This is a genomic window from Lactococcus sp. S47 (assembly GCF_016517475.1).
Taxonomy (GTDB): Bacteria; Bacillota; Bacilli; order Lactobacillales; family Streptococcaceae; genus Lactococcus; species Lactococcus lactis.
This window is the reverse complement of sequence record NZ_JACVUB010000013.1, coordinates 22,548-35,124: the sequence shown is the minus strand read 5'-3', so window position 1 is coordinate 35,124 and position 12,577 is coordinate 22,548. Positions and strand designations below refer to the sequence as shown.

Below are 12,577 nucleotides of genomic sequence, written 5' to 3'. Positions count from 1 at the left end.
CGCTTTTTCCCTCTCCTGTATTCGCTTTATTTCATGCCACCACTAGCTTTGGTAAATTAAAAAAATTAGTTTTTTTTAACTTGCTTTTTTCTTCTCTTATCAAAAAACTCCCTATTTTTATTAAAATAGGGAATTCCTCTTCACTCTTCGTCTTCTGAAAATAAGATGGCCTTTATTTTTTCACGAAGGCGATACCGTTGCATGCGAGTTAGTTCTTCTCCTCGCATTTGTCGAAGTAGTAAGTCTTGATAATGTGCGCTCAAACCTTCATATACTTCTGCCAGCAAATGATTGAAGACCACTTCATTATCTGGACTAGTATCACCTGAATTTATCCAGTCTGAGCATTCATAAACATCTAAACCTATAAAATGGTCATGGCTTCGTTTCTTTGCATAACTTCGTCTTAATTCATCTATTAATCTTTGATGATACTTTACCTTAAATTTTGTATGCAGCTTTTGACCATCGCTCTGCTCTTCTAATAGAAGATGTAAAATAATCATCCCCTCTTGAAGATAATCCTCTATTTTCCATGTTCTAATGCGAATTTGTTTCATTAATTTCATAACTATAGGTTTCATTTCTGAAAACAGATTTTCAAAATCCTCTTCTTCCAAGTAATATGTCATTGGAAAGTTCTCCTTTTATATTATCTTTATTTGATTAATTAGTAAGATGATAGAAGGCGGCGAGTGTATATCTAATAAACAGTCAGGGAGCATCTTATTATAATGAGCTATTTTCATATCTATCCTTCCAAGACATTTTTATGGCTTTTATTACATTATAATAATTTTTACGTGTTTTACCTAACGATATTATGCGAATATTCAGAATTTATAACCCAATAAATAAAAGCAAGGCTATTTACCTTGCTTTTTTATTTTATAAGTAATCAGGAGTAGGTTTATTTTTAAAATAAACTCCTGAAATTCTAGAAGCTGCACCTGGTTCTACAAGTTCTAGAGTTTTTGAAATTTCATCAAATGAACCATCATAGTCACGGCTGTTTTCAAATAATTGAAGCGCTCTTGAGATCCCTTGTGCTACTTGTTCATTTGCAGCTTTATACCGATTAGCATATTGAATCAATTGTTCAGCTAATACCGCATGGTCAGTCAAATTAGTCGTTGCTTCTTTTAAAACATGCATATCTTCAGTGCTTACGTCAACAAGATGATTAATTGTATCAATGTTGATTCTAACTCGTCCTAATTCTTTGAACAGATTTTGTACTCGATCTCCTGTTGTGAAGAACAAGTCGAGATAATCTTTAGGAAGTCCAGGGAGATTACATTTTTCAACATAACGTTTTATTGTACGAAGTTCAGAATCAAAGCGTTCTGCAATTTCTTGAGCTGCTCTTTCTTCATCTCTGAGTCCTGTAAGGGTATCACTAATCTTAATTTGGTTCTTCTCAATATCTTCAAGCGCATTGACTACTGAATTTACTCTACGTGAAAGAATTGAGTAAGGCATTGTTTTAGCTTGAATATTTCCTAGAATTTCATCAACATCTGAGTCAAGAGATTCTAAATGTTCTTGATAACCTCTAACATATCCTTTTTCGTTCCCAGAAAGGATATAGGCTTGTGTAACATGGTCAATTTCAAGGAGAAGATTTTTATTATTTGCTCTGATATGTTCAATATATTCTTTGAGAACTGATGAACGTTTTTCAACATTTCGACGTGCGCTATATTCTCTTTCAAAAATAGCATAAAGTTCTTCAACTTTTTCTTGAATTAAACCAAGTTCAGCTTCTACTCGATCTAGTTCAAATTGTTCTAATAATGAACTACTTTCAACGAGATGATCATGTAAATCATCCATTCTTTCTTTAATGTTGACATTATCGGGAAGAATGTATTCTTCTGCAACGAATTTATCACTCGCTTCTTGCAATTCTTCAAGTCGTTTAGGAACATCTTTTTCAATTGTTTTAATAAATGATGGAATTTGCTCTGTAATTGCACGTAAAGCAATCGTATGTTCTTCAGCAGTCTCCAAAACTTCAGCCGCTTCAATCGGATCACCTGTTGAGTTTAGCGTTACAAACTGAGAAAATTCTGTTTCGATATTGGCTAAATGTTTTTCAAGTTCAGTAATAACTGTTCCATACAAATCTGCATTGTCAGCAATATCGCTACGTAAGTTATCATATAAATCAAGGGATTCTTGAATTTTATTTGAATTACGCTTTTCTTGTTCAACAAGTTGAGCAACACCTTGACGAATTCCTTCGACATCACCTTCCATTAATTCAATTTGTGCCTCACTATCCGCTACAGATTCACGAGCACGGAAAAAATGGAATGAATCGTTTAATTGTTCAGCTTCAAAAATATGTTCTTCCAAATCAGCAAAAGAATTTGATGATAAGTCAAGCCATTTTTGGTTCCATTCACGGAAAATCGTTTGCGATTGTCCGACGAGATGCATTTTTTTAACAGAATCAATTTCTTCTTGAACAGGCAAATCGAAAAGCGATTCCTTTCGCTCTTCTAAGGCTAGTATACGGTCTTCTGTTTTCTTTCGCATTAATATTGCAAAAGCATAAAAGGCTACGAGAATAACTAATAAGACAACAATGAGGATAATGACAGTACTTGACATGCTTTACTCCATAAAATGATTTAATTACTTAAAAATAGTTTAATTACTTAGGTTAGATAGATTTTAAATAGATAGAAAATCTCAAATATAATTATAGCATAATGCGTCAAAGAAATACACTATTTTCTTAGTTTTCTAACCGAAAAGCCCTTTTTTATTTTCAAAATAAAAAAAGCAACCTCTAGAGGCTGCTTTTTAATTAAATTAAAGTCCTGCTTTTGCTGCTTCAACTTCTGCTGCAAAGTCTGTTTCAGCTTTTTCAATTCCTTCACCAACTTCAAAACGTGTGAATGCAATTGCTTTAGCTCCTTTTGATTCAAGGAAAGCTTCGACTGTTTTGCTGTCATCCATGATGTAAAGTTGTGCAAGAAGAGCAAATTGTTGGTCAACTTTTGTATTGTCAACGATGAATTTAGCCATTTTACCTGGAAGAATTTTGTCCCAGATTTTTTCTGGTTTTCCTTCAGCTTTAAGTTCTTCTTCAAATGAAGCTTTCGCTGCTGCAAGAACTTCTTCTGTTAATTGGCTCTTAGAACCAAATTCATGGTGTGGAAGTTCTGGTTTGTTAACAAGTACACGGCTAGCGTTGTCTTCATCAATTTTGTGGTTCATTTGTGCTAATTCAGCTTTAACAAATTCTGAATCAAGTTCATCAGCTGAAAGAACAGTAGGGTTCATTGCAGCGATATGCATTGATAGTTGTTTAGCAAGTGTTTCATCTGCACCTTCAACGACAGAAACAACCCCAATTTTACCACCGTTATGTTGGTAAGCTCCAAAGTGTTGAGCATCTGTTTTTTCAATTACTGCAAAACGACGGAAAGTAATTTTTTCTCCGATTGTAGCAGTCGCTTGAACAAGTTCTGCTTCAAGAGTAATACCTGAAGCTGTTTCAAGTGCCAATGCTTCTTCGTTAGTTGCTGGTTTTTTAGACGCAATAAGTTCTGCTGTTTCTTTAACCAAGGCAACAAATTGATCATTTTTAGCTACGAAGTCTGTTTCTGAGTTCAATTCAACAATCGCTGCAACATTTCCGTTTACAGCAATTCCTGTAAGTCCTTCAGCGGCTACACGATCAGCTTTTTTAGCTGCTTTCGCAATCCCTTTTTCACGAAGAAGTTCTGCTGCCGCTTCCATATTTCCGTCAGTTTCAACAAGAGCGCGTTTAGCGTCCATGATTCCTGCACCAGTTTTTTCACGTAATTCTTTTACTTGAGCTGCTGTTACTGCCATTTTGTAAATCTCCTATGTGTTTTTTTCTGTCAGTATTGACAGTAGTTTTATTTAAAAAAAACAGGCGAGGCGTAAGGCCTCGCCTGTTGTAGTTACTTAATTAGTATAAGTTGAAGTTAAAATTATTTACCTTCAACGATTTCAGCAAGTTCTTCAAGTGATTCTTCTGAAGCTGCTTCTTCTGCTACGAAATCTTCCGCTGCATCTTCACCTTGACGTCCTTCGATGATAGCGTCTGCCATTTTAGCTGTAATCAATTTAACAGCACGGATAGCATCATCATTTGCAGGAATAACTACGTCGATTGGTTCTGGATCTGCGTTTGTGTCAACCATTGCTACAACTGGGATTCCCAAAGTTTTAGCTTCTTTAACTGCGATTTGTTCAGCATGTGGGTCAACGATGTACATAACATCTGGAATACGAGGCATATCAGCGATACCACCGATGAATTTTTCAAGGCGTTCGCGTTCTTTGTTAAGAAGAACTACTTCTTTCTTAGGTAAAACTTCGAAAGTTCCTTCTTCTTCCATTTTGTTGATTTCTTTAAGGCGTGTCACACGTGTTTGGATAGTGTTCCAGTTAGTGAGCATACCACCCAACCAACGGTGGTTTACGTAGTATTGACCAGCGCGGAGAGCTTCTTCTTTAACTGCTTCTGCAGCTTGTTTTTTAGTACCAACAAAAAGAACTACTGCACCTTCTTGTGAAGCGTTTTTTACATAGTTGTAAGCATCGTCAACAAGTTTTACAGTTTTTTGAAGGTCGATAACGTGAATACCATTACGTTCTGTGAAGATGTATGGTTTCATTTTTGGGTTCCAACGACGAGTTTGGTGACCGAAGTGAACACCAGCTTCAAGAAGTTGTTTCATTGAAATAACTGACATGTTAATGTCTCCTTTTAAAATAGTTTTTCCTCTTTCATCTGTCATCCGCAGCCGCAATACTTGCGTACACTACGACTTTGTCGAGACGAAATGCGAGATGGTTGCATAGCAACTCTATCATTATACATTGTTTGACCTATTTTTGCAAGTATCTATTCATGCTTCTATTGTTCAATAAATCTATTTTTCTAGCCACTCCTATTGTCTGACAAATTTAATTGTTAATTTAGGCTCTATAATCACTAAAAGAGTAAGTTTTTAAATTTTTTTTCTAAGAAAAAATTAATATTTTTGCTGAAACCGCTTTTTTTGTGATAAAATAATTATAGTAAATAAATTAGTTTGTGAGGAGAGAAATATGAAAGAAAAAATCCTTTTAGGCGGCTATACAAAACGTGTATCTAAAGGCGTATATAGTGTTCTTTTGGACACTAAAGCTGCTGAATTATCATCATTAAATGAAGTCGCTGCGGTTCAAAACCCTACTTATATCACTCTCGATGAAAAGGGACACCTCTATACTTGTGCAGCAGATAGTAATGGTGGAGGAATCGCCGCCTTTGATTTTGATGGCGAAACTGCTACTCATCTCGGAAATGTCACAACCACGGGAGCTCCACTCTGCTATGTTGCCGTGGACGAAGCGCGACAATTAGTTTACGGAGCGAACTATCATCTTGGAGAAGTTCGTGTTTATAAGATTCAAGCTAATGGCTCACTCCGATTAACGGATACAGTAAAACATACCGGTTCTGGACCACGTCCTGAACAAGCTAGCTCACACGTTCATTATTCTGATTTGACTCCTGACGGACGACTTGTCACCTGTGATTTGGGAACAGATGAAGTCACTGTTTATGATGTCATTGGTGAAGGTAAACTCAATATTGCTACAATTTATCGGGCAGAAAAAGGAATGGGTGCTCGTCATATTACTTTCCATCCAAATGGTAAAATCGCTTATTTGGTTGGAGAGTTAAATTCAACAATTGAAGTTTTAAGTTACAATGAAGAAAAAGGACGCTTTGCTCGTCTTCAAACAATTAGCACCCTACCTGAAGATTATCATGGAGCAAATGGTGTTGCTGCCATCCGTATTTCATCTGACGGTAAATTCCTCTATACTTCTAATCGTGGACATGATTCTTTGACAACTTACAAAGTAAGTCCTCTTGGTACAAAACTTGAAACTATTGGCTGGACAAATACTGAAGGTCATATCCCTCGCGATTTTAATTTCAACAAAACTGAAGATTATATCATTGTCGCTCATCAAGAATCTGATAATTTATCTCTTTTCTTGCGAGATAAAAAAACCGGTACTTTAACTTTGGAACAAAAAGATTTTTACGCTCCTGAAATCACTTGTGTTTTACCACTATAAAAATTTATTTTTTCACAAAGTTTGACTGATAAACTAAAAAAGATTGCTAATTTCTCTCAAAGAATTAGCAATCTTTTTTTCTTCAGTAAAGCTTGTTATAAACCGTTTTCTAAACTTTTGATGAGTATTTTTGTAAAAATTATCACAATATTGCTTGACATCTATAAAAAACTTTGTTAAACTATTCACGTAAAAGAAAGTGAATGAAATCACAAAGGAGAACCTACAAATATGGCAACTAAAAAAGCCGCTCCAGCTGCAAAGAAAGTTTTAAGCGCTGAAGAAAAAGCCGCAAAATTCCAAGAAGCTGTTGCTTATACTGACAAATTAGTCAAAAAAGCACAAGCTGCTGTTCTTAAATTTGAAGGATATACACAAACTCAAGTCGATACTATTGTCGCTGCAATGGCTCTTGCAGCAAGCAAACATTCTCTAGAACTCGCTCATGAAGCCGTTAACGAAACTGGTCGTGGTGTTGTCGAAGACAAAGATACCAAAAACCACTTTGCTTCTGAATCTGTTTATAACGCAATTAAAAATGACAAAACTGTTGGTGTCATTTCTGAAAACAAGGTTGCTGGATCTGTTGAAATCGCAAGCCCTCTCGGTGTACTTGCTGGTATCGTTCCAACAACTAATCCAACATCAACAGCAATCTTTAAATCTTTATTGACTGCAAAAACACGTAATGCTATTGTTTTCGCTTTCCACCCACAAGCTCAAAAATGTTCAAGCCATGCAGCAAAAATTGTTTACGATGCTGCAATTGAAGCTGGTGCACCGGAAGACTTTATTCAATGGATTGAAGTACCAAGTCTTGACATGACTACCGCCTTGATTCAAAACCGTGGACTTGCAACAATCCTTGCAACTGGTGGCCCAGGAATGGTAAACGCCGCACTCAAATCTGGTAACCCTTCACTCGGTGTTGGAGCTGGTAATGGTGCTGTTTATGTTGATGCAACTGCAAATATTGAACGTGCCGTTGAAGACCTTTTGCTTTCAAAACGTTTTGATAATGGGATGATTTGTGCCACTGAAAATTCAGCTGTTATTGATGCTTCAGTTTATGATGAATTTATTGCTAAAATGCAAGAACAAGGCGCTTATATGGTTCCTAAAAAAGACTACAAAGCTATTGAAAGTTTCGTTTTTGTTGAACGTGCTGGTGAAGGTTTTGGAGTAACTGGTCCTGTTGCCGGTCGTTCTGGTCAATGGATTGCTGAACAAGCTGGTGTCAAAGTTCCTAAAGATAAAGATGTCCTTCTTTTTGAACTTGATAAGAAAAATATTGGTGAAGCACTTTCTTCTGAAAAACTTTCTCCTTTGCTTTCAATCTACAAAGCTGAAACACGTGAAGAAGGAATTGAGATTGTACGTAGCTTACTTGCTTATCAAGGTGCTGGACATAATGCTGCAATTCAAATCGGTGCAATGGATGATCCATTCGTTAAAGAATATGGCGAAAAAGTTGAAGCTTCTCGTATCCTCGTTAACCAACCAGATTCTATTGGTGGGGTCGGAGATATCTATACTGATGCAATGCGTCCATCACTTACACTTGGAACTGGTTCATGGGGGAAAAATTCACTTTCACACAATTTGAGTACATACGATCTATTGAATGTTAAAACAGTGGCTAAACGTCGTAATCGCCCACAATGGGTTCGTTTGCCAAAAGAAATTTACTACGAAAAAAATGCAATTTCTTACTTACAAGAATTGCCACACGTTCACAAAGCTTTCATCGTTGCTGACCCTGGTATGGTTAAATTTGGTTTCGTTGATAAAGTTTTGGAACAACTTGCTATCCGCCCAACTCAAGTTGAAACAAGCATTTATGGCTCTGTTCAACCTGACCCAACTTTGAGCGAAGCAATTGCAATCGCTCGTCAAATGAAACAATTTGAGCCTGACACTGTCATCTGTCTTGGTGGTGGTTCTGCTCTCGATGCTGGTAAGATTGGTCGTTTGATTTATGAATATGATGCTCGTGGTGAAGCTGACCTTTCTGATGATGCAAGTTTGAAAGAACTTTTCCAAGAATTAGCTCAAAAATTTGTCGATATTCGTAAACGTATTATTAAATTCTACCATCCACATAAAGCACAAATGGTTGCAATTCCTACTACTTCTGGTACTGGTTCTGAAGTGACTCCATTTGCAGTTATCACTGATGATGAAACTCATGTTAAGTACCCACTTGCTGACTACCAATTAACACCACAAGTTGCCATTGTCGACCCTGAGTTTGTTATGACTGTACCAAAACGTACTGTTTCTTGGTCTGGTATTGATGCGATGTCACACGCGCTTGAATCTTACGTTTCTGTTATGTCTTCTGACTATACAAAACCAATTTCACTTCAAGCGATCAAACTCATCTTTGAAAACTTGACTGAGTCTTATCAATATGACCCAGCGCATCCAACTAAAGAAGGACAAAAAGCCCGCGAAAACATGCACAATGCTGCAACACTCGCTGGTATGGCCTTCGCTAATGCTTTCCTTGGAATTAACCACTCACTTGCTCATAAAATTGGTGGTGAATTTGGACTTCCTCATGGTCTTGCCATCGCCATTGCTATGCCACATGTCATTAAATTTAACGCTGTAACAGGAAACGTTAAACGTACCCCTTACCCACGTTATGAAACATATCGTGCTCAAGAGGACTATGCTGAAATTTCACGCTTTATGGGATTTGCTGGTAAAGATGATTCAGATGAAAAAGCTGTGCAAGCTCTGGTTGCTGAACTTAAAAAATTGACTGATAGCATTGATATTAATATCACCCTTTCAGGAAATGGTGTCGATAAAGCTCACCTTGAACGTGAACTTGATAAATTGGCTGACCTTGTTTATGATGATCAATGTACTCCTGCTAATCCTCGTCAACCAAGAATTGATGAGATTAAACAGTTGTTGTTAGATCAATACTAATACTAATCATCTATTGATAAAATAATTGAAACGCTCTGATAAATTTGTCAGAGCGTTTTTCTGCATTTTTCAATATCGTGAATTGATTCCGTTCTTTTTTGCACGATTATAGACATAAGTAAAAGTGAATGTTCCTATAATCATATAGATAATCATTTGTAGAATAAGGAGTAGAAAAGTAGTCAATTCAAAGGGATTTTGGCTTACGTTTAAGCCAAGATTAATGGGTAAAACTTTGGTTAAGACAAGTAAAACTGCTGGCAACTTGTCCAAAGAGATTAAAGTGCCTGATGCAAAAAGTAAGAGATACTGAATAATTCCGACAAAAGAAGCGATTTTAGTAAACTTTAAGGTCAGTCCTGAGAATATCATGGAAAATCCAACAATTGCAAAAAAATTAATGACTAAAGCGGTTAAAGAAACCCAAGTCAAATTTATATGAATCTGATAGAAAAAACAGACAATGACCGTCGCAATCATTATTCTAATAAAATTAAAAATTCCCCAAACAATTGATTTAATAAATAAAATGTGAATCAATCGGATAGGTTTTAAAATTAACTGTTCAAAGGTTCCTACCTGTTTTTCATAAGAAATCGATTCTGACGCAACAGTCAAAACACCACTAAGTAAAAACCAAAAAGCATAGCCAATATAGCTCGAACTTGTAAAATGTTGCCCGAGAATCATAAAAACAAATAAAAGAATAATCATCATTACTAAACTTGAGATGAAATCTGGATAAAAGACTAAAGTTTCTCTTAGTTCTCGTTTAAATTCTGCTCTAAACATTTTACCCTCCTTTATAATAGTCAATTAAAATTTCTTCTATTGATCGGTCATGTTTTTTGTAAGAGATAATTTTTTCATCCTCTTCTATCAATTTTTTTAATTTTTCTTCTGCCAACTTTTCATCTGTAAGTTGATAGCTGTCAGTATTTGTATTAATAAGATAATAGACAAGAGAATTTTCTTGAATAAAAGATTCATATTTTCCTAAAAATGAAATTTCTCCTTTGTTTAATAAGAGAACTCTATCGGCAAGGGCTTTGATGACATCGGTTTGATGTGTGGTTAGGATAATTGTTTTATTATGTTCTTTTGACATTTTCTTGACCATATCCAGTAAGTCACGATTGGCTTTAAAATCCAGTCCCAAAGTCGGCTCATCTAAAAACAAAATTTTTGCATCATTGAGTAAGCTACAAATAATAGATAATTTTTGTTTCATTCCTCGTGAAAAGTTGAAAACGCGTTTGTTCGCTGCTTCTGCCAAATCAAATTGTTCTAAAAGCTGCAAGATTTCTTGCTTTTTGATTTTTCGTTTGTAAAGTGCTGCGAAATATTCGATATTTTCAAGGGCTGTTAGATAACCATAAGTATTTTCTGCATTTTCTAAGACTGCTGAGGTCATTTCATAAAGTTTTTGACCGTAAGTGTCGATAGCTTGCCCGTAGTAGTCGATTTCTCCGGAATCCTGTGCAAGAATATGGAGCAACATCTTAATCAATGTCGTTTTTCCTGCACCATTTTTTCCTAAGATAATAAAAATTTCTCCTTCATTGACAGAAAAAGAAATGTCTTTGATAATCGGATTATCTTCAAATGATTTTGAGAGATGAGCAACTTTTATTATTTCTTTCATAATTTGGCCTCAAAAATTTCTTTTATTAGCATTAGTCCATTATTTGTAAAATCGGTTTTTGGACACTTAAAATCATCATGACTTCTTTTATAATAACAGCCACCATCACAGTTTGGAAGAAATATACAACTAGCACAAGTATCATAAGCATATCCTATATTCTGTGCTTGAGAACGGGTAATTTCAAACATTGCAGAACCATAATCATTGATGTGAGCTTGTCTAAACTCATTTATACCAACAGCTTCTATACAAGAAAACAGAAAGCCATCAGCGCCTATAATATAACAATTTGTCTGTTTCATCATACAAGCCAAATTAATTTCTCGACCGTAAGGTTTGAATTTATAACCTCTGTGAATGGCTTGCTTATGAGCTCGATACCAAAAAGAGTCATTATCTTCAATCGTTTTGTCAAATTTTCCATTTGCTGTACTTATAACCTTGCTAAAAACCAATGGATATTTTATTTCCTTCTCTTCTAAAACATCTAGTAATTCTGTCACGTGGTTTTTATTGTCGTCATTTAAATTGGAGTTTAATTTAATTTTAATTTCTGGAAATTTTTCTTGAATTCTTTTTAAATTTTTAATGATAGTTAAAAACGACCCCTTACCACTTTCATAGATTCTATATTTATTATGGTCTTTTTGGGCACCATCAAGAGTAATAAAATAATCGTTCAACCCTAAGTGTAATAACTCCTCAATTTTTTTCATGTTTCCAAAGGTTCCATTGGATACTGTGCTAAAGTAAAAAGACTTATTGAGTTTATTACAAGCTGCCATAATTTTAATCATTTTGTCGGTATGTAACGTTGGTTCTCCACCAATAAAATTTAGATAAATATATTCAGGATTTTTATCTAAAACTATTTTTCTAATGAAATCTATAACATCTTTCTCCGTTTTATCATTCATAACAACTTTTTCTGCTATCACATTTTGGTAGCAATAACTGCATTTTAAGTTGCAATCATAATTTAAATGCACAATAATGTCCAAATTTGCTGTTGAATAAGTAAACATATTTCTCACAGGGGTTAGTAATTGACCACTTTCATCGTAATCGTCAGCAACTATAAAATATTTCTGAATTAATTCTTTTTTTAAGTGAGTTGGTAAAGAATTTTCAGCAACTGCTTTGTAAAATGTTTTCTTTGATAGAGTGTCGAAAATAATATACTGTTTTGTAACTTGATGGTACAGCAAAAGCGATGAATCATTTAATTCAATTATATTCACGTATTTATTGACTTTCATTTATTTTTCTCCACTATATTTTCTATAATCGAATGAAATTGGGTATCAAATTGCTCCTCCGCATCATAATAAACTTTGACTTTATTATCCATTAGTGATTTCCAGTTTTTATCCTCAAGTTTATATTTCATAAAACAATAATCTGGTAAAAACAAAACTGCACTAATACTTCGCAATTCGTTTTGACTTATCACCAAACTATTATTTAGTTCAATGAACTTGTTATCTCTATTTATATAAATTGATTCTCCGACTTTTACCAAGAGAATTTGCTCACATATTTTTTGGCTTATTAGTTGAAAATCTTGAATATTACTAAGAGACAATATTAGCGCGAGAGTTTTAGGATATTGACTAATATTATCAATAACATCATCAAGTTCTTTACTCTTAATTGTTAAAAATAACCTATTCCCATAGAGTGAAGACAAAAATAGATATTTTAGATAAACTTTTTCATCTATTTCTTCGTCAAATTTTATTCCATTAACATATAATTGATACTCCTCAGTTTTAAGAACAACTTTATGAGTTAATAAATTGATATATCTCTCTTCTTTTTCGTAGGCTAAAAGTGATAATTTTTCCATATTATTTTCCT

At 34.7% G+C, this 12,577-nt stretch carries 10 protein-coding genes; 2 read left to right on the top strand and 8 right to left on the bottom strand.

All coding sequences use genetic code 11. The annotated features are described in order from the left end of the window. Nucleotides 1-140: 140 nt before the first annotated feature. The 4 genes from IAE52_RS10950 to rpsB form a co-directional block, all read right to left on the bottom strand. The gene (locus IAE52_RS10950; RefSeq protein WP_012898637.1) at nucleotides 141-632 is read right to left on the bottom strand and encodes a hypothetical protein; all 492 of its coding nucleotides are present in this window, start codon (nucleotides 630-632) and stop codon (nucleotides 141-143) included. A gap of 256 nt (nucleotides 633-888) precedes the next feature. Beyond that, nucleotides 889-2,619 carry a septation ring formation regulator EzrA gene (gene ezrA / locus IAE52_RS10945; protein ID WP_003132670.1) on the bottom strand — a complete coding sequence of 577 codons (1,731 nt, stop codon included), beginning with the start codon at nucleotides 2,617-2,619 and terminating at the stop codon, nucleotides 889-891. Between the two features lie 204 nt (nucleotides 2,620-2,823). After that, nucleotides 2,824-3,852, bottom strand: a complete 1,029-nt coding sequence (gene tsf, locus IAE52_RS10940; protein ID WP_015427183.1) for a translation elongation factor Ts — start codon at nucleotides 3,850-3,852, stop codon at nucleotides 2,824-2,826. A gap of 122 nt (nucleotides 3,853-3,974) precedes the next feature. After that, nucleotides 3,975-4,742 carry a 30S ribosomal protein S2 gene (gene rpsB, locus IAE52_RS10935; protein WP_011836067.1) on the bottom strand — a complete coding sequence of 256 codons (768 nt, stop codon included), beginning with the start codon at nucleotides 4,740-4,742 and terminating at the stop codon, nucleotides 3,975-3,977. Nucleotides 4,743-5,100: 358 nt separating this feature from the next. On the opposite strand from rpsB, the gene IAE52_RS10930 reads away from it, so the two are divergent. Together IAE52_RS10930 and adhE are read left to right on the top strand one after the other, a co-directional pair. After that, nucleotides 5,101-6,126, top strand: a complete 1,026-nt coding sequence (locus tag IAE52_RS10930) for a lactonase family protein (protein ID WP_010906341.1) — start codon at nucleotides 5,101-5,103, stop codon at nucleotides 6,124-6,126. Between the two features lie 231 nt (nucleotides 6,127-6,357). Then, on the top strand, nucleotides 6,358-9,069 hold the full coding sequence (gene adhE / locus IAE52_RS10925; protein WP_003132664.1) for a bifunctional acetaldehyde-CoA/alcohol dehydrogenase: 2,712 nt from the start codon (nucleotides 6,358-6,360) through the stop codon (nucleotides 9,067-9,069). A gap of 69 nt (nucleotides 9,070-9,138) precedes the next feature. On the opposite strand, the gene IAE52_RS10920 is transcribed toward adhE, so the two are convergent. From IAE52_RS10920 to IAE52_RS10905, 4 genes are read right to left on the bottom strand one after another with little or no spacing between them, the layout of a single operon-like run. After that, nucleotides 9,139-9,861: an ABC transporter permease gene (locus IAE52_RS10920; protein ID WP_033900892.1), complete on the bottom strand. Its 723-nt coding sequence runs from the start codon at nucleotides 9,859-9,861 to the stop codon at nucleotides 9,139-9,141. A gap of 1 nt (nucleotide 9,862) precedes the next feature. Beyond that, complete coding sequence (locus IAE52_RS10915; protein WP_033900890.1) at nucleotides 9,863-10,714, bottom strand: ABC transporter ATP-binding protein; 852 nt, start codon at nucleotides 10,712-10,714, stop codon at nucleotides 9,863-9,865. After that, nucleotides 10,711-11,976: a radical SAM/SPASM domain-containing protein gene (locus IAE52_RS10910; protein ID WP_033900888.1), complete on the bottom strand. Its 1,266-nt coding sequence runs from the start codon at nucleotides 11,974-11,976 to the stop codon at nucleotides 10,711-10,713. The genes IAE52_RS10915 and IAE52_RS10910 overlap by 4 nt, the downstream gene beginning before the upstream one ends. Continuing rightward, nucleotides 11,973-12,566, bottom strand: a complete 594-nt coding sequence (locus IAE52_RS10905; protein ID WP_033900886.1) for a hypothetical protein — start codon at nucleotides 12,564-12,566, stop codon at nucleotides 11,973-11,975. Before IAE52_RS10905 ends, IAE52_RS10910 begins: the two co-directional genes overlap by 4 nt. Nucleotides 12,567-12,577 lie beyond the last annotated feature (11 nt).